Genomic DNA, 19,315 nt, shown 5'->3' with positions numbered 1-19,315 from the left:
ATGAAGTGTGATAAATTTATACAAGCATTAGAACAAAAAATAAAAGTTTTAGAAACAACAAGGCAATGCGAAGATCAAGTTACAGCACTAGTTGAACTAAACGATTTGCCAGAGGCTGTGAGATTTATGTATTACGATATGGGTGGCTATCTTTCAACCATGGTTGCAAACGATGAAAGATCTATAAATAAAAGTTACGCTCTTTACTATGCACTTTCCATAGAAGGTGGAAAAATGAGTGAAGATGATGAGGTAGATCAAAATGAGAAATGCTTTATTACTATAAAGGCTCTTGTTTCGCCAGATAGCATGATTTATCCTAGTGTAACTCCGCTTGTGCCAGCTTGTGTTTGGTATGAAAGAGAAGCTTTTGATATGTTTGGGCTTGTAGCCGAAGGGCTTCCTGATAAAAGAAGGCTAGTTTTAAGTGATGATTGGCCAGATAATCTTTTTCCACTTAGAAAAGATGCTATGGATTATAGGTATAGTCCAGATATGTTAGATCACAAAAATGAACCAGAATATGAGTTTTTAAGGCCAGAAGGTGCAAATGTAACAGATATTCCTCTTGGTCCTTTGCATGTCACAGCAGATGAGCCTGGGCATTTTAGACTGTTTTGTGATGGAGATATTATAGTGGATGCGGATTATAGACTATTTTATCAGCACCGAGGTATGGAAAAACTTGCAGAAAATAGAATGAACTATGATCAAATGGGTTATCTTGCAGAGAGAGTTTGTGGAATTTGTGGTTATGCACACGCTATAGCTTGTATTGAAGCTGCAGAAAAAGCTATAAATTTAGAAATTCCAGGCCGTGCTCAAGCTATCAGGGTTATATGCTCTGAGATAGAAAGACTTCACTCGCATCTTTTAAACATTGGTTTAGCTTGCGAAGTAACGGGAAATTATACTGCATTTATGCATATTTTTAGAATACGCGAATACTCTATGCAGTTAGCTGAGCTTGTAACTGGTGGACGCAAAACTTATGGCAATGTTGTAATGGGCGGCTTAAGGCGCGATATAACAGGCGCTGAGATAAAAGAAAGTCTTAAGATTTTACAAATTATAGATACTCAAGTTGATGAAATTTGGGATGCTGTAATGGATGATAAAAGACAAATAAAACGTTGGAAAGATATAGGCATACTTGATAAACAAGTAGCACGAGATTTTTCAGCAGTTGGTCCAAATATCAGAGGAAGTGGTATAAAAAGAGATACTAGGTATGATCACCCTTATGACTTTTTCAAACATATTAGCTTTGATGTGGCAGTTGAGCATGGAGGAGATGTTCTTTCAAGACTTATAGTAAGATATAAAGATCTTAAAAGCTCTGTGAATATAATTCGTCAATGTTTTGAACTAATGCCACAAACTGCAATCATAGAAGATCCTAAGCTTAGAATAAAGCCAGAAAATTATGCTCTAGCGTATGTTGAAGCGCCAAGAGGCGAGAATGTTCACTGGATTATGCAAGGAAGTGCTCAAAAAGTATATCGATGGAGATGTAGGGCTGCAACTTATAATAACTGGCCAAGTTTAAGATTTCAGTTTCATGGAAATACGATTGCTGATGCAGCACTTATAGTTTGTAGTTTAGATCCCTGTTATTCATGTACAGAAAGAATAACATTGGTTGATATAAAAACTCATAAAACTAAAATTTTAACCAATAAAGATTTAAAAGAGTTTTCTAAAACATTAAAAAATAATCCTACAAAGGATTTAAGATGATGAAGCTTATAGATATAACAGAAAAATACGGTAAAAGTACTCATAAATACCCATTTGAACCTTACATTGTAGCAGAAAATTTTCGCGGAAGACCAATTTATAAATATGAAATTTGTATAGGATGTGCGGCATGTGGTATAGCTTGCCCCCCAAATGCAATAACGGTTAAATTTAATAATGATAAGTCAAAGATAGTATGGGAATTTGATTGTGCTAGATGTATATTTTGTGGACGTTGTGATGAAGTTTGCCCAACTGGGGCTATAAAACTTAGCGATGAGTTTGAGCTAGCTATTAAATTTGATAAATCTGCCTTAATTCAAAGAGGTGAACTCGATGTGGAACATTGTGAAAAATGCTCTAAAGCCTTTAGTACAAAAAGGCTTGTTGAGTATAGTTATATAAGACTTTCAAAGGCAAATTTAAGCCCAAAAAGACTAGAAGATGCGAAGCTTTATTTACATTTATGTCCAGAGTGTAAAAAAAATATTACAGTTGATAGTTTTAATAAGGCAAATGGAGCGGAAGTAAAATGAAAATTTATGAAGTTCCACAAAATATTAAAGATGCAAATGTTCTTGAAGAGAAATTAAAACTGCTTAAAACAATTGGTAGAAGTTTTAGTGTTTTTAGGATAGATTGTGGCAGTTGTAATGGTTGTGAGATAGAAACTTTTGCCGCAATTACTCCTATGTGGGATCCTGAGAGATTTGGTTTTAAGCTTGTTGCAAATCCAAGACATGCTGATATCCTGCTTTGTTCTGGTCCTGTTACAAGGCAAATGTATTATCCGCTTTTAAGGGCTTATGAAGCTACTCCTGATCCAAAACTTGTTGTAGCGCTAGGTGCTTGTGGTTCAAGTGGCGGTATATTCTATGATTGTTATAGTGTTTTAAGCGGAGTTGATAAGGTAATACCCGTGGATGTTTACATTCCTGGTTGTCCACCCCATCCAGCAAGTATTATTTACGGTTTAACTTCAGCTCTTGGTGTAATGGAACAAAAACTACAAAAAATTAGTTTTGAAAAAGAAGAGAAGATGCCTTTAATGCTTGAAGATTCGATTCTTGGAAATATTCTTTTTGAAAGAGATTTGCTAGTGCACGCAAAAAGATTGATGAGCTATGTATTTGGTAGAAAACTTTATGATAAATACATACAGGCCATAAAAAATAGTACTAATCCACAAGATCCAAAGCTTACAAAAGTATCTATACAAGAAGCTATGCAAAAAGAAGTTGATCCTAGATATCGTGAATGTATAGGAATTTTACATAATGAAGTATATACGGAGTATATAGCTTGCGATGATGAAGATAAAATAGAGCTAGATAGTGATTTTTGGGGAGAAAAATGGTAGAAGTTCATAAGCTTACCAAAAGACATCTTGATGGTAATAAAGCTGAAACCAGTAAGGCTAGTCAGATAAAGATATTTTCTACATGCATTGGACATGGTGTTGGAACTATTGATTTTAGCCAGAAAATTTTAGAAATAACCGATGAAGAGTATTTGCAAATTTTAAACTCTCCAAATGAGTATATTAAATTTAAACTTGGGAATTTAAGTAAGTATTTTGAGGTAGAAATTTTCCCAGAGCATGCACAAAAGCTTGTAGATAATATGTTGGATTGTAAATTTAAAGAAATTTTATCAAATTTAAATGAAGGTTATCTTGTACTAAGGAAAGATTTTATAGGCATTAAGCATAAAAACTCTGATGCTTAAAATTTAAATTTTAAATTTATATATAAATTTAGTAAAATTTTGATATAATGGCAAAAATTTTTTTTTACAAAAAGGATAATTAATTGGACCCCGAACACTCGGTTTTAATGTTGATATTAGCTGGAGTATTCATACTTATGAATGCTTTTTTTGTTCTTTCTGAGTTTGCTATTGTAAAAGTTCGTAAAACACGCCTAGAAGAGCTTATAAAAAACAAAAATTCAAATGCGAGACTTGCTTATGAAATGACACAGTCTCTAGATACTTATCTTAGTGCAACCCAGCTTGGTATAACGCTTAGTTCGCTTGCTTTAGGTTGGATTGGTGAACCTGCCGTTTCAAAACTTATAGAATCACCACTTAAAGAGTATTTTAACTTAGAAGGTGTTATGGTTCATAGTGCATCTTTCATTATAGCTTTTACATTAATAACGCTTTGTCATGTTGTACTTGGTGAACTAGTTCCAAAATCAATAGCTATAGCTCAAGCAGAAAGAGCGACACTTTTTGTAGCAAAGCCACTACACGTTTTTTGGGTTATTTTCTCTCCAGTTATTAAGATATTTGATTTTTGCTCTGGAGTAATACTTAAAATTTTTGGCATTAGAAGAGCTAAAGATAGCGAGATAGCACACTCTGAAGAAGAGATAAAAATAATAGTAAGTGAGAGTCTTAAAGGCGGTATTATAGACTCAATGGAAAGCGAAATTATAAAAAATGCTTTTGATTTTAGCGATACTGTTGCAAAAGAGATAATGACTCCTAGAAAAGATATGATTTGTCTTAATAAACAAAAAAGTTATGAAGAAAACTTAAGAGCAATATCTGAGTTTAAATACACTCGCTATCCATACATAGATGGTAGCAAAGATGTTGTTTTGGGAATGATACATGTTAGAGATATTTTGCAAAAAGGTATTATTCCAAATAATAAAGTAGATTTTGATGCTATAGTTAGAAAATTTATTATAGTTCCAGAAAGTTCATCTATATCTAAAATTCTAGTTATGATGAATAAAGAAAGAATTTCTGCATCACTGGTTATAGATGAATATGGCGGAACAGCAGGACTTCTTACTATGGAAGACATTATAGAAGAGTTAGTTGGTGATATAAATGATGAACATGATAACAAAGAATTAAATTATAAAAAAATTAGTGATAATATTTACGAGTTTAACGGAAGATTTGAGATAGAAGAAATTGAAGAACTTTTAGATATAAGATTTGATGATGAGTTAGAACAGCTAACAATTGGTGGATATGTAACAAGTTTATTTGAAAGACTACCTGTTGTTGGTGATAAGATAGAAGATATTAACTGTAAATATGAGATAACAAAAATGGATCAAAATAGCGTTAAAACTGTAAAAGTTATAAAGAAAAAATTTGAGGATGATGAGGATAATTAGTAATATCCAAGACACAAATTATCTGATAGTTTAATGCGTTTTTCTAGTGGGGTAGGAGAGAAGAATTTACATTTTTCTATGTAAATTCTAAACTTATAATTTAAATTCAAATCGTCATAAAATTTCTTTAAATTTACAAATTTTATTCCAGAAATTTCAGTAATTTCTAACATATCATAAATTTTTGATCCATTAGATTTTGTTAAATGTGAGCTTGGAAGTCCTGTAAAAGAACAAAATGCACTAGAAAGTACCAAACCGTCTAAATTTGTGCATTTATTAATATCTTCTTCGTATTTTTTTGGTATTGAATATTTTTGTAAAAAAACAACTCTAGAGTTTTCAAATTTTCCAATAGCTATATTTTTCCAAAACAAATAAGCATTTGAAGATATGCCACTTATTTTAGAAAGTTCTGTGTTTAAAATATATGTATCTAAAAAATTATTTGGAGCTATTGTTGTTTTTAACATTTTATTCCTTGCATCAAAACATATAGATTTTACAAAATCTCACTTTAAAATCATTTGAAATTTCATTTATAAATAGTTGATAAAATTATATAAAATTAATTGCAAGGGGACATACAATGGATTTAAAGGAAGCTATAAAATTTAGGCATGCTTGTAAAATTTTTGACGAAAATCGCAAAATTAATAGTGAAGATTTTGATGCTATTATAGAAGCAGGTAGATTTAGTCCATCATCTGTTGGTATGGAACCTTGGGATTTTCTTTTAGTTGAGAATAATGGCTTAAGACAAAAACTTAAGCCAGAGTGTTGGGATCAAGTTCAGATAACAACTGCGTCACATCTTTTGGTGATTTATGCAAAGATAAGCGAGCTTAAGCTCGGAAGCGAATATATAAAAGACATGATATCAAGAAGAGCTGATAAAAATAGTGAACAATATAAACAGTATCTTGATAAAACAGAAGGTTTTATAAAAAATAATGTAGGCTCTAGTGATTTGGAAATTTTTGCTTGGACTAAGGCGCAATGCTTTTTGGCTTGTGAAAATATGATGCTTATGGCTGCAACTTTAGGAATTGATAGTTGCCCGATAGAAGGTTGGTATAAAGAAGAAAATTTGCATAAAATACTAGGTAGCAATCCTAAAGAAAAACGCATAGCTATGCTTTTGGCATTTGGGTATAGAGTAAATGAACAAAAGCCAAAAATTCGCAGAAACAAAGATGAAATTCTAACTATAGTAAAATAGTTAATTTGCATCGATTTTGCTAAATTTATTATAGAAAGAGAAATATGAAAAAAATTATTTTATTTTTTACTATTTTAGTTATTTTGCTTTTAGGTGGAAGCTATTATGCTGGAAATAAATTCGTGCAAAACTATGAAGAAATTTCTAAAAATAGCCATTTTATAAATAACAATAAATTTGAAGAAGGGCTATTTTCTACGAAAGCTACCAGTGATATTGTGGTGACAAAACAAGATATCTCCGAATTTTTTGGTGTGTCTTATGATGAATATTCTAAAGATATGGAAGATATGAAATTTAAAGTTATTTCTACAACATATCATGGTCCTCTTGCTCTAATCTTAGGATTAAAAACCGAGGGATATGTAGAGATTGAAAATGAAAATTTTAGGAAAATATTTACTAACGGCAAAATTATGAACTTTACAAATGTTATTAACATTAAAGGTGATAATGATTTTGAAGCTAAATTTTCTAAGTTAAATCTTATAGATCGTGATAATTTAATAGTTTCCCCAATTTTTCTAAAAGCAAAATTAAATAAAAATAGCGAAATTTCTAATGTTTTATTTAAAATAGATGATGTGAATTTAAGTAGCAAAATAGATAATATGTTATTTTCTATTTCAGGAATTGAGTATGATATTAATTTTAAAACGCCTATTGGTATTAAAAGATATATAGATATTTTAAACACAGATGAAATTACAGATAAAATAACAGTAGAAAAGATTGTTTTAAAAACTTCTGATGGTTTTGTAGAAATGTCTGACATTGATTCAAGCTCTATTGCAACAATAGTCAATAATTTAATAAATTACGATCAAAATTCTAAAATAAATAAGTTGATTTTCGAGTATAAATCTAAAATTTATAAGCTCAATTCTATAAATTTTGAGTCTAGTATGAAAAATATTAGTTTACTGTTATACGAAAATATGTTTAATAGCGAAAACACTAATTTTGAAACTTTGACTGACTTGGGCTATGAATTTCTAATTGCAAATCCATCTATAGAGATAAAAAATTTTAATTTTAAAAATGAATATGAAAAGAATTTTACTATAAATGCAAAGCTGGGCATTAAAGATCTAAATAGAAATATTGATATTGAAAATGTTGCTTCAAATCTTTTTAACTATATTTATGGCGATGCTAAATTAACTTTTGATAAGTCATATTTGAGAATAATTGATGATGATTATTCCAAGATTGAGCAAAATTTACTAAATAATGGAATTTTGATAAAAGATGGTGAGAATTTAACCCAAACATATAAAATTGACCAAAATAAAAAAGATATTATTTTAAATAATAAATTTCCATTGCTTGGGGTTTTAATTCAAAATATAGATTAGATGAATAAAATTTTATAAAAAGTTCTGTGAAAAATAACTTTGCAATACCGTGTTTGTAGCTTTTAGTAACTCTAATTAAATTTCGTAAACTACAAATACTGGTTTTATTTTTTATGCAAAATGTTGTTATAAATTCTTTAGTTAAAAAATAATCAAATTATGTTTTATTTTAAATTTTCATAATAAATTTTATATTTTTGCATATATTTCAGTTCCCCTTAAGCAATTCTTCTGTACAATTCAATTTCCGCTTCACAGAAAAACCTTTTGAAATCCAAAAGATCTTTTTTTATTGTTTGAAGTATGTTTTTTAAATTAATATTGTTAAACATTTTTAGTCAATCTTTGAAATCTAAACAAGTGATCGATTGAGCCATTTGCTCTTAGGCTTTCTTAGGAAAGTAAAGAGTAGATAAAAACAAGATAATAAAAATAAAAAGTTTTTAGATTAAAACTTCATATAATTTAAAACACCTTAATGTATCATTTAGGTGGTTCAAAAGGAGTATTTACTCCTTGAAGTTAATATGGAGAGTTTGATCCTGGCTCAGAGTGAACGCTGGCGGCGTGCCTAATACATGCAAGTCGAACGATGAAGTCCTAGCTTGCTAGGACGGATTAGTGGCGCACGGGTGAGTAATGTATAGCTAATCTGCCCCATAGAGAGGAACAACACTTAGAAATGAGTGCTAATACCTCATACTCCTATTTTGCATAAGTTTAATAGGGAAAGTCTTTTCGCTATGGGATGAGGCTATATTGTATCAGCTAGTTGGTGAGGTAATGGCTCACCAAGGCTTTGACGCATAACTGGTCTGAGAGGATGATCAGTCACATTGGAACTGAGACACGGTCCAAACTCCTACGGGAGGCAGCAGTAGGGAATATTGCTCAATGGGGGAAACCCTGAAGCAGCAACGCCGCGTGGAGGATGACACTTTTCGGAGCGTAAACTCCTTTTGTTGGGGAAGAACAATGACGGTACCCAACGAATAAGCACCGGCTAACTCCGTGCCAGCAGCCGCGGTAATACGGAGGGTGCAAGCGTTACTCGGAATCACTGGGCGTAAAGGACGCGTAGGTGGATAGATAAGTCTCTTGTGAAATCTAGTAGCTTAACTACTAAACTGCTTGGGAAACTATTTATCTAGAGTAAGGGAGAGGCAGATGGAATTCTTGGTGTAGGGGTAAAATCCGTAGATATCAAGAGGAATACTTATTGCGAAGGCGATCTGCTAGAACTTAACTGACACTAATGCGTGAAAGCGTGGGGAGCAAACAGGATTAGATACCCTGGTAGTCCACGCCCTAAACGATGTATACTGGTTGTTGCTATGCTAGTCATGGCAGTAATCCACCTAACGGATTAAGTATACCGCCTGGGGAGTACGGTCGCAAGATTAAAACTCAAAGGAATAGACGGGGACCCGCACAAGCGGTGGAGCATGTGGTTTAATTCGAAGATACGCGAAGAACCTTACCCGGACTTGATATCTAACAAATCATCCAGAGATGGAAGAGTGTCTGCTTGCAGAAATGTTAAGACAGGTGCTGCACGGCTGTCGTCAGCTCGTGTCGTGAGATGTTGGGTTAAGTCCCGCAACGAGCGCAACCCACGTGTTTAGTTGCTAACAGTTAGGCTGAGCACTCTAAACAGACTGCCTTCGTAAGGAGGAGGAAGGTGTGGACGACGTCAAGTCATCATGGCCCTTATGTCCGGGGCGACACACGTGCTACAATGGCATATACAATGAGAAGCAATATCGCGAGATGGAGCAAATCTATAAAATATGTCTTAGTTCGGATTGGAGTCTGCAACTCGACTCCATGAAGCCGGAATCGCTAGTAATCGTAGATCAGCCATGCTACGGTGAATACGTTCCCGGGTCTTGTACTCACCGCCCGTCACACCATGGGAGTTGATTTCACTCGAAGCCCAAATACCAAATTGGTTATGGTCCACAGTGGAATCAGCGACTGGGGTGAAGTCGTAACAAGGTAACCGTAGGAGAACCTGCGGTTGGATCACCTCCTTTCTAGAGTACAAACTGATAAGTCTCACAACTATCAGTCAAGAAAAGAGAATCTCAATCATCCTTGTTTAGTTTTGAAAGATTGACGGCTAATAAAAATTTGTCTAATTCCTAAAATATAGACAAAAAGAAAAATTAAATAATAAGTCTATGAACTATATTAGATTTATTAAGATTTTTTCTTTAGACAAGGAATATTTTAAGAAATCAAGGAACATACTTTTTGTATGTGACGTAGATTTTGAAGAAATATGACGAAGTATAAAGGAAAAAGATAATAAAGAGGGGAATTAGCTCAGCTGGGAGAGCGCCTGCTTTGCACGCAGGAGGTCAGCGGTTCGATCCCGCTATTCTCCACCATAAATTAAAGGGCCTATAGCTCAGCTGGTTAGAGTGCACCCCTGATAAGGGTGAGGTCATAAGTTCAAGTCTTATTAGGCCCACCATAGTTTCCCTTATTAGTATGTTAGTTATTCTATGTAGTTACATAAAAATGTTTATCATAGTAATAAAATAAAAATCTAAACTAAACTTATTGGTTAATTAAGTAAGTTTATTTTAGATTTTATAATCTAAATGTTATTTAAATTATTATTGTTAAAAGTCACAAACAAGTTTTAATAAAATAAAACAATTTTACAGGACCTTGTTAAAGCTTTAATCATTATGATTATAAAAAGCAAGCTTTTAAATTTATTTGTTATCCAAATTTAAAAGTTTAAAGATTATGTCACGGTATATAAAGAGTTAAAAACTTATCTTTATATATTATTAATCTCTTTCCGTCTTAAATCATATGATTAAATATTATAATTAGTATAAACTACTTTTATCTTTAGCAAGGAAGTGATGCGAATTAGAATATAAAAATATTCAAAAATCTTCTCAATAAGATGTAAACTTAACTACTTAAGTTTATCAACCTTACTAGTTATGATATGAGCTACAAAGTAGCGAATATCATCTGTAACTTTAGGTGGGTTGAGGGAGTGAAACTCCTCATCAAAACAAGAGCTTTGCTCTTGTGAGAAGTAAAAAAGGTAAGCTACTAAGAGCAAGTGGTGGATGCCTTGGCTGGTAGAGGCGATGAAGGACGTACTAGACTGCGATAAGCTATGGGGAGCTGTCAAGAAGCTTTGATCCATAGATTTCCGAATGGGGCAACCCAGTATATAGTGATATATACTACCTATATGGAGCGAACGTTGGGAATTGAAACATCTTAGTACCAACAGGAAAAGAAATCAAAAGAGATTACGCTAGTAGCGGCGAGCGAACGCGTAAGAGGGCAAACCACTAGTTTACTAGTGGGGTTGTAGGACTGCATAAAAGACTAAAACATGATAGTAAAACAATCTGGAAAGGTTGAGCATAGAGGGTGATACTCCCGTATACGAAATCATCTTTTTACTTAGCAGTATCCTGAGTAGGGCGAGGCACGTGAAACCTTGTCTGAAGCTGGGTCGACCACGATCCAACCCTAAATACTACTACTAGACCGATAGTGCACAAGTACCGTGAGGGAAAGGTGAAAAGAACTGAGGTGATCAGAGTGAAATAGAACCTGAAACCATTTGCTTACAATCATTCAGAGCACGATTCTTTATGACGTGTGATGGACTGCCTTTTGCATAATGAGCCTGCGAGTTGTGGTGTCTGGCAAGGTTAAGGAAACCCGGAGCCGTAGCGAAAGCGAGTCTTAATAGGGCGATAAGTCAGATGCTGCAGACCCGAAACGATGTGATCTATCCATGAGCAGGTTGAAACCGGTGTAAAAGCCGGTGGAGGACCGAACCGACGGCCATTGAAACGGCTCCGGATGACTTGTGGATAGGGGTGAAAGGCCAATCAAACATCGTGATAGCTGGTTCTCTCCGAAATATATTGAGGTATAGCGTTGTGTCGTAACTATAAGGGGTAGAGCACTGAATGGGCTAGGGCGTATACCAATGTACCAAACCCTATCAAACTCCGAATACTTATAGTGTAATCACAGCAGTCAGGCGGCGAGTGATAAAATCCGTCGTCAAGAGGGGAACAACCCAGACTACCGACTAAGGTCCCTAAATCTTATTTAAGTGGAAAACGATGTGAAGTTACTGAAACAACCAGGAGGTTGGCTTAGAAGCAGCCATCCTTTAAAGATAGCGTAATAGCTCACTGGTCTAGTGATTTTGCGCGGAAAATATAACGGGGCTAAAATAAGTACCGAAGTCGTAGATAGTGTCTATGACTATTTATACTAGCTTGTCTTTTGGCGATAAATTAATGAGTTTGATTTTTTCTTATGATAGACTTTAGGTCTTATATCTTTTTACAAAATCTTTACAACATTAATTTCTTATCCAAAATACTTTACTTTTAGTTTTAAATTTATCAAATTTAAAAACAAATAGCATAGTATATTAAAGACATTAAAAAGCAATTTAGTATGAATATTCATAGACACTGTGGTAGGAGAGCGTTCTATTCAGCGTTGAAGGTGTACCGGTAAGGAGCGCTGGAGCGAATAGAAGTGAGCATGCAGGCATGAGTAGCGATAATTAATGTGAGAATCATTAACGCCGTAAACCCAAGGTTTCCTACGCGATGCTCGTCATCGTAGGGTTAGTCGGGTCCTAAGCAAAGTCCGAAAGGGGTATGCGATGGAAAATTGGTTAATATTCCAATACCAATTATTATGTGCGATGGAAGGACGCTTAAAGTTAGTGGGGCTAACTGATGGAATAGTTAGTCTAAGGGCGTAGGTTGAAATTTAGGCAAATCCGAATTTCTTTATCTGAAACCTTAAAGGCTCACAACGCTCTTCGGAGTAGCGTGAGAACCCATGATACTATCGAGCCAAGAAAAGTTTCTAAGTTTAGTAATAATTGCCCGTACCGTAAACCGACACAGGTGGGTGGGATGAGTATTCTAAGGCGCGTGGAAGAACTCTCTTTAAGGAACTCTGCAAAATAGCACCGTATCTTCGGTATAAGGTGTGCCTACCAGTGTGAATAGCACTAGAGGTTACAACAAAGAGTCCCTCCCGACTGTTTACCAAAAACACAGCACTCTGCTAACACGTAAGTGGATGTATAGGGTGTGACGCCTGCCCGGTGCTCGAAGGTTAATTGATGGGGTTAGCATTAGCGAAGCTCTTGATCGAAGCCCGAGTAAACGGCGGCCGTAACTATAACGGTCCTAAGGTAGCGAAATTCCTTGTCGATTAAATATCGACCTGCATGAATGGCGTAACGAGATGGGAGCTGTCTCAAAGAGGGATCCAGTGAAATTGTAGTGGAGGTGAAAATTCCTCCTACCCGCGGCAAGACGGAAAGACCCCGTGGACCTTTACTATAGCTTGACACTGCTACTTGGATAAGAATGCGCAGGATAGGTGGGAGGCTTTGATCCATAGATTTTGGTTTATGGTGAGCCATTGTTGAGATACCACTCTTTTTTATTCGGGTAGCTAACTAGCATGAGTTATCCTCATGTAGGACAATGTCTGGTGGGTAGTTTGACTGGGGCGGTCGCCTCCCAAAATGTAACGGAGGCTTACAAAGGTTAGTTCAGAACGGTTGGAAATCGTTCGTAGAGTATAAAGGCATAAACTAGCTTAACTGCGAGGCATACAGGCCAAGCAGAGACGAAAGTCGGTCTTAGTGATCCGGTGGTTCTGTGTGGAAGGGCCATCGCTCAAAGGATAAAAGGTACCCCGGGGATAACAGGCTGATCTCCCCCAAGAGCTCACATCGACGGGGAGGTTTGGCACCTCGATGTCGGCTCATCGCATCCTGGGGCTGGAGCAGGTCCCAAGGGTATGGCTGTTCGCCATTTAAAGCGGTACGCGAGCTGGGTTCAGAACGTCGTGAGACAGTTCGGTCCCTATCTGCCGTGGGCGTAAGAAGATTGAGGAGAGTTGACCCTAGTACGAGAGGACCGGGTTGAACCAACCACTGGTGTATGGGTTGTTCTGCCAAGAGCATCGCCCAGTAGCTAAGTTGGGATGTGATAAGAGCTGAAAGCATCTAAGCTCGAAGCCAACTCCAAGATGAATCTTCTTTTAAGTTCTCTAGTAGACTACTAGTTTGATAGGCTGGATGTGTAAGTGATGTAAGTCATTTAGCTGACCAGTACTAATAGAACGTTTGCTTACTTTTATAAGCATCACTTCCTTGTTAAGGATAAAATTTGTTTCGTCTTTGTTCTACTCTACAGCGTCAGACTCTTAAAAACTTCGGTCACATACAAAAAAGTATGCTCCCTTGTTTTTAAATCGTCTTCCTTGTATAACAAACAAATACTCACAAATTAGAATTAAAGTTATAAAATAACTAATAAATTAAACAAGATTGAATAGTTTTATTATTAAAACTTAGACTTTTAACAATTTACATAACAGTGTTTAATAAGAGAATTTAATTAGTTCTTTTATTTAACACTGCTTTGTGGCTATACAGATATGGAAACGCCTTGTCCCATCTCGAACCAAGAAGCTAAGCATATCATGGCTGATGATACTCTCCCTTACTGGGATGTGGAAAAGTAAGTCGCTGCAAAGCGTGTTAATCTCTTAAATATTCTTTATATAATATATTTCAAAATAATCTTTCTTATAAATACTAGATTTAGTTTTATAGTGTTGCTTTGAGTGAGATATTGTAAATTTATAATAATAAATTATATTTATATATTATTATTCTAAAGATAAATAAGATTATTTTATACAATAAATACTCATATTAAAATTTTTATTATAAATAATAAGGTGAATTTATGGAAAAATTTACTAATATTATTCATTTTTGTTTCCATTTATTAATTTTTATGCAAATTTATAAATTTTTAAGCGCAAAACACTCACTTTTATGTTATCATTCATTTACCAAAAAATTCATTAAGGAGATTTTATGAAATTAACTAAACTTAGTTTAGCAGTTATGCTTGCATTAGGTGCATTTTCAGTTTCGTCTTCAGCTATTCCATTAGAAGAAGCTATAAAAGATGTTGATATGAGTGGATATTTAAGATATCGTTATACAAACAAAAATAATGAAGATCCTGATACAGGAAGTCATTCTTCAGCTAATCATCAATTTAAAGCTATAGTAAATTTTAAAGCTGCTTTAGATGACAACTTCTTTACTGTAGTTGGATTACAATATCTATCTGAAGATGGTTCTGGTGATTTTGCAGATGAAAACAATTGGAATAAAGATTCAGATACTTTCAAAGTTAGACAAGCACTACTTGGTTACAATATAGCTAATACAACTATCATGGCAGGTCGCCAAGAAGTTGGAGCATTCTTTACAGATGATATGATTGGCGATGGTATCAAAGTACTTAATAAAGATATCCAAGGCATGACACTTGCTGCTATGGCATTTGATAACTTAGATAATGATAAAGATATTAGCTCATTAAAATTAGGAATAAAACCACAAACAAATGAACATAATCTATATGGTGTAGCAGCTATTGGTTCTTATGATCCAGTTGCTTTCCAACTATGGTATGCATATTTGCAAGATGTTGCTAGTTTATTTGCTGCTGAGTTAACTGCTAATTTTGATCTTAATCCAGTTAATTTAGAACTTAAAGGTCAATATGGATTTTCATCTATGGATAATGACTTCAAAAATGCAACTGATGATTTAGCTGACCATGGTGATTTCTATGCTGGACAATTAACTGCTAAAGTTTATGATTTTGATGTATTTGGTGGTTATTTAGCATTCAATACAGATAAAGATAAAGTAAGCTTAATATCATATGAGGATCAAGGTAATTTTATAAGCCCAGGTGAAGAACTACTTGACTATTCATACTTTGAAGGAGAGAATAGCTACTGGTTTGCTGGTGCTGGCTATACATTCTTTGATAAATTAAGAATTGGTGGCGAATATATAGATGGTTCAAATAAAACTTACAATGCAAAAACTGATAGAAGTGAATGGGTTGCAAGGGTTGATTATAAATATAGTAAAAAACTTAAATTCAAAACTTGGTATTCAAGAGTTAATGAAGATTTAAAAGATTATCATGGACCTGATAACGATCTTGATCAAAACAAATTTAGATTTGAGGCTAAATACTCATTTTAATCTCTTTATAAAGATGAGCGAGCTTTCGCTCATCTTATATCAATTATTACATTTCTTTTTTATATTTAATAACTGCTTTTAATATTAATATTTAGTAAAACAAAGAATATTTCTTTAAAAATATATTGTATAATTACAAAAATATCTCAATAAAAGGAAATTCAATGTTTTTAAATTCCAAAAAATCTCAAGATGCCAGTGAACTAGAGTTATTAAAAAAAGAAAATGCAGCTTTTAGAGAAGAGATAGAATATCTAAAATCCCAGCTTAATAACTTTCAAATAAGCTCACAAGAAACCACGCAAATAGATAATACTAAACAAAAAGCATTAGATCTTTTAATAGCTAGCTATGGGGATGGTATAAACTTCTTGCAAGGTACTATGGAAGAAAATTTAGTTATGTTAAATGATATGAATGAACTAAATGGTCAAACTTTTGAAAAAATAAAATTTCTTCAAGAAGAGATAAATTATATAAACGAATCCATGCAAAGAGTTGAAATGACTAGCGGTGAACTCCAAAGTAGTTCTCATTCATTAAATGGAAGTGTAGAAGCTATAGTAGAGATAATAAACCTGATTAAAGATATTTCAGATCAAACAAACCTTCTTGCTTTAAATGCTGCAATTGAAGCAGCAAGAGCAGGAGAACATGGTAGAGGATTTGCAGTAGTTGCTGATGAAGTTAGGAAACTAGCAGAAAGGACACAAAAGGCAACAGGAGAGGTGGAAGTCAATATTAATCAATTAAAGCAAAATTCTAGCACAATGTCTGAAATGAGTGAGAAGTTTAGAGAACTCTCAGGCAATGTTACTCAAAGACTTGATGGATTTCATAAAAATATAGAAGAAGTAAATGAAAATACAAATAAAACTATAAGTAAAGCTACAAATATTACAAACGAAATTAATATAAGTAATGGCAAGGTAGATCATATAAATTTAAAGCTAAATGCTTATAAAGCATTTTTGTATGATGAGATAAAAAATATTCCAGATCATAATAGTTGTAGATTTGGTAAATGGTTTGGTGATCATGTTAAAATGATTTTAAAAGATAATCAAGATGCTGTTAAAAAAGTTTCTGCCCATCATGAAAATGTTCATGCTGGGATTACAAAAGCAATAAATATATTTGCGGATAAATCCATAAAAAATAAAGAAGAGGGTATTAAGATTATAAAAGATGTCGAAAACTCAAGTAAAGTTGGATTTGAGATGCTGTTGGATGCAGTAAAAAGAGTAAGAAAATAGTATAGTTATATTTAAATTTAAGATTATTGTAGGTATTATCGTAGCTTGCAATAAAACTTAAATGCAAAAACTATTTTTGGAGAAAATAATGGATATTTATAGAAAACTCCTTGGTGGAGTTATAATGGATGTTACAGATGTAACTCAAGCAAAAATTGCACAAGATGCTGGTGCAGTTGCTGTGATGGCCCTTGAGCGAGTTCCTGCTGATATAAGAGCGGCTGGCGGAGTATCTAGAATGAGTGATCCAAAGATGATAGAAAGTATCATGAAAGCCGTAAATATACCCGTTATGGCAAAAGTAAGAATTGGACACTTTGTAGAAGCTCAAATTCTAGAGAGTTTAGGTATAGATTTTATAGATGAATCAGAAGTTTTAAGTCCTGCTGATAATTCTAATCATATAGATAAAAAAACTTTTAAAACCCCATTTGTTTGTGGTGCTAGAAATTTAGGAGAGGCATTAAGACGCATAAGTGAAGGTGCTATGATGATACGTACAAAAGGTGAAGCCGGAACGGGAGATGTTGTGCAAGCTGTAAAACACCTAAGGCAAATAATGGGTGAGATAGCTCATGTTTCATCGCTTAATGAAGATGAACTATATAGCGCTGCAAAAGAGTATGGCGCTAGTATAGAACTTATAAAATATGTTCATAAAAATAAAAAGCTACCTGTTTTAAACTTTTCAGCTGGCGGTGTGGCAACTCCTGCAGATGCTGCACTTATGAGGCAGCTTGGAGCTGAAGGCGTATTTGTAGGAAGCGGTATATTTAAATCAGGAAACCCACAAAAAAGAGCTACCGCTATTGTAAAAGCTGTTGCAAACCATAATAACCCAGACGTTATACTAGAAGTTTCAAAAGATCTAGGCGAAGCAATGGTTGGTATAAACGAAGAAGAAATAAAAACTATAATGTCTTTAAGATGATCTTACCACTTATTATGCGGGTTTAAAATTTGCATAATAAGTTCTATAAATTTTATACTTTCAAATATCCATAAAATCAAACTGTTTCATATCTAAACATATTTTAATTATGTTTATCTTTTTAATCTTAAAATTATATTATTTAAGCTTTGTTTTGATAGTATTAATCTTTAAATTTGAAAATATGGACTGTTTATGAATCAAAAATTTAGTCGCATAGGATTCATTTTAGCCGTTGCTGGAAGTGCTGTCGGTCTTGGAAATGCTTGGAAATTTCCAACTCTTGTCGGACAAAACGGCGGAAGTGCATTTGTATGTTTGTATCTCTTGCTCACACTTTGTGTTGGTTTTGTGATATTTTTAGCAGAGCTTGGCATTGGAAAGTTAAGCGGAAAAGATCCGGTAAATGCCTATAAAGCTTTAGGTGGAGAAAAAACTCCTTGGAGATTTGTAGGTTTTAGTATGCTTGGAGCTATTTTAATAGTTAGTTTTTATAGCATAATAATAGGCTGGACTGTTTATTATGCGTATTTGAGCTTTTTTGATCTTCCAAATAATATCCAAAGCAGTAAAATAGTTTTTGAAAATTTAATTACAAATAGACTTTTTGAACAGTTTGTTTGTTTTAGCATTGTTTTTATTTATATATTTGTAGTTGTATCAAAGGGCATTATAAATGGGATTGAAAAGCTAAATTCGTGGATGATGCCAACTCTTTTTATTATACTTGTGTTGATGCTGATGTATTCTTTTACTATGGATGGGTTTATAGATGCGTTTAAATTTCTATTTTTACCTGATTTTAGTAAGCTTAGCGTAAATTCAGTTTTGCAGGCTTTGGGGCTAGCATTTTTTAGTCTTTCTATAGGAGCAGGATCTGTTATAACATATAGTGCAAGTTTAAATGATAATACAAATTTTGTCTCTAGTACGCTTTATATTATATTTATAAATATTTTAATTGGTTTAATGATTGGACTTGTGGTATTTACTTTTATCTTTGAATTTGGTGCAGATGTTTCGCAAGGACCAGGACTTATTTTTATATCTCTTACAACTCTTTTTGCAAAACTGGGTATTATTGGTAATATTTTATCAGTAATGTTTTTTGTTGCACTATTTTTTGCTGGTCTTACTAGTGCTGTTTCTATGGTAGAACCTTTTGCTTTTTATCTTATAAACACTTACAATATGAAAAGAAAAAATGCCCTTATACTAATAGGCATAATTATATATGTACTTTCTAGCGCTTGTATCTTATCTTATTATTCTGTAACTAGTGATAAATTTAGCTTTTTAGGCATGAGTTTTTTTGATATTTTAGACTATTTGGCGTCAAATATTATAATGCCACTTGGTGGCTTCTTTGCGGCTATTTTTGTTGGTTACGTTATGAAAAAAGATATATTGGAGAGATTTTTTGGTAGATATTTAAAAGGTGTGTATTTTGAAATTTGGTATCTATTTTTAAGATTTATTTCTCCAGTTGCTGTGATAATTATAATGGCGTATGAGTTATTTTTAAAAAAAATGATAGGATAAA

General features: G+C 33.6%; 12 protein-coding genes, 2 tRNA genes, 3 rRNA genes and 1 pseudogene. 17 read left to right on the top strand and 1 reads right to left on the bottom strand.

Annotated features, from left to right (window positions below; translation table 11 throughout):
* The 5 genes from ACZ5VL_RS02550 to ACZ5VL_RS02530 all read left to right on the top strand — a co-directional run bounded on the left by ACZ5VL_RS02550 (window position 1) and on the right by ACZ5VL_RS02530 (window position 4,880).
* The gene (locus tag ACZ5VL_RS02550; RefSeq protein ID WP_464199622.1) at window positions 1–1,740 is read left to right on the top strand and encodes an NADH-quinone oxidoreductase subunit D-related protein; all 1,740 of its coding nucleotides are present in this window, start codon (window positions 1–3) and stop codon (window positions 1,738–1,740) included.
* Window positions 1,737–2,276, top strand: a complete 540-nt coding sequence (locus ACZ5VL_RS02545) for a formate hydrogenlyase complex iron-sulfur subunit (RefSeq protein ID WP_464199620.1) — start codon at window positions 1,737–1,739, stop codon at window positions 2,274–2,276. The genes ACZ5VL_RS02550 and ACZ5VL_RS02545 overlap by 4 nt, the downstream gene beginning before the upstream one ends.
* Window positions 2,273–3,100 carry an NADH-quinone oxidoreductase subunit B family protein gene (locus ACZ5VL_RS02540; protein ID WP_464199618.1) on the top strand — a complete coding sequence of 276 codons (828 nt, stop codon included), beginning with the start codon at window positions 2,273–2,275 and terminating at the stop codon, window positions 3,098–3,100. The genes ACZ5VL_RS02545 and ACZ5VL_RS02540 overlap by 4 nt, the downstream gene beginning before the upstream one ends.
* Window positions 3,094–3,468 carry a formate hydrogenlyase maturation HycH family protein gene (locus ACZ5VL_RS02535; protein WP_464199616.1) on the top strand — a complete coding sequence of 125 codons (375 nt, stop codon included), beginning with the start codon at window positions 3,094–3,096 and terminating at the stop codon, window positions 3,466–3,468. The genes ACZ5VL_RS02540 and ACZ5VL_RS02535 overlap by 7 nt, the downstream gene beginning before the upstream one ends.
* A gap of 137 nt (window positions 3,469–3,605) precedes the next feature.
* The gene (locus tag ACZ5VL_RS02530; protein ID WP_464199614.1) at window positions 3,606–4,880 is read left to right on the top strand and encodes a hemolysin family protein; all 1,275 of its coding nucleotides are present in this window, start codon (window positions 3,606–3,608) and stop codon (window positions 4,878–4,880) included.
* Here ACZ5VL_RS02530 and cheQ read toward each other — a convergent pair.
* Complete coding sequence (cheQ, locus tag ACZ5VL_RS02525) at window positions 4,877–5,353, bottom strand: cheVAW transcriptional regulator CheQ (RefSeq protein ID WP_464199612.1); 477 nt, start codon at window positions 5,351–5,353, stop codon at window positions 4,877–4,879. The two genes, ACZ5VL_RS02530 and cheQ, sit on opposite strands and share 4 nt — an antisense overlap.
* Window positions 5,354–5,469: 116 nt before the next feature.
* Between cheQ and ACZ5VL_RS02520 the strand changes: the two genes are divergently transcribed.
* The 12 genes and pseudogenes from ACZ5VL_RS02520 (at window position 5,470) to ACZ5VL_RS02465 (ending at window position 19,314) form a co-directional block, all read left to right on the top strand.
* Window positions 5,470–6,102 (top strand): NAD(P)H-dependent oxidoreductase, encoded by a 633-nt coding sequence (locus ACZ5VL_RS02520; protein WP_464199610.1) that lies wholly within the window; start codon window positions 5,470–5,472, stop codon window positions 6,100–6,102.
* A 44-nt stretch (window positions 6,103–6,146) separates the two neighbouring features.
* Window positions 6,147–7,460, top strand: coding sequence for a DUF945 family protein (locus ACZ5VL_RS02515; RefSeq protein ID WP_464199608.1), 1,314 nt, complete (start codon window positions 6,147–6,149; stop codon window positions 7,458–7,460).
* Window positions 7,461–7,984: 524 nt separating this feature from the next.
* Window positions 7,985–9,496: ribosomal RNA gene (locus ACZ5VL_RS02510) — 16S ribosomal RNA — on the top strand.
* Between the two features lie 281 nt (window positions 9,497–9,777).
* Window positions 9,778–9,853 (top strand) — tRNA-Ala (locus tag ACZ5VL_RS02505).
* Between the two features lie 9 nt (window positions 9,854–9,862).
* Window positions 9,863–9,939, top strand: a tRNA-Ile gene (locus ACZ5VL_RS02500).
* Between the two features lie 592 nt (window positions 9,940–10,531).
* A 23S ribosomal RNA gene (locus ACZ5VL_RS02495) occupies window positions 10,532–13,638 on the top strand.
* Window positions 13,639–13,922: 284 nt separating this feature from the next.
* Window positions 13,923–14,040: ribosomal RNA gene (gene rrf, locus ACZ5VL_RS02490) — 5S ribosomal RNA — on the top strand.
* The 16S, 23S and 5S rRNA genes sit together here with 2 tRNA genes alongside, the layout of an rRNA operon.
* Window positions 14,041–14,388: 348 nt before the next feature.
* Window positions 14,389–15,585: a major outer membrane protein gene (locus ACZ5VL_RS02485; protein WP_464199606.1), complete on the top strand. Its 1,197-nt coding sequence runs from the start codon at window positions 14,389–14,391 to the stop codon at window positions 15,583–15,585.
* Window positions 15,586–16,145: 560 nt separating this feature from the next.
* Window positions 16,146–16,442 (top strand): annotated as a pseudogene (locus ACZ5VL_RS02480) (methyl-accepting chemotaxis protein); the annotation flags it as partial.
* Between the two features lie 114 nt (window positions 16,443–16,556).
* Window positions 16,557–16,841, top strand: coding sequence for a CZB domain-containing protein (locus tag ACZ5VL_RS02475; RefSeq protein WP_464200236.1), 285 nt, complete (start codon window positions 16,557–16,559; stop codon window positions 16,839–16,841).
* A gap of 88 nt (window positions 16,842–16,929) precedes the next feature.
* A complete protein-coding gene (pdxS, locus tag ACZ5VL_RS02470) occupies window positions 16,930–17,772 on the top strand; it encodes a pyridoxal 5'-phosphate synthase lyase subunit PdxS (protein ID WP_464199604.1) in 843 nt (280 codons plus the stop codon).
* Between the two features lie 195 nt (window positions 17,773–17,967).
* The gene (locus ACZ5VL_RS02465) at window positions 17,968–19,314 is read left to right on the top strand and encodes a sodium-dependent transporter (RefSeq protein ID WP_464199602.1); all 1,347 of its coding nucleotides are present in this window, start codon (window positions 17,968–17,970) and stop codon (window positions 19,312–19,314) included.
* Window position 19,315 lies beyond the last annotated feature (1 nt).

Source organism: Campylobacter sp. GTC17093, from assembly GCF_055397635.1.
The sequence above is the reverse complement of the archived record's forward strand: the minus strand, read 5'-3'. Positions and strand labels throughout refer to the sequence as shown.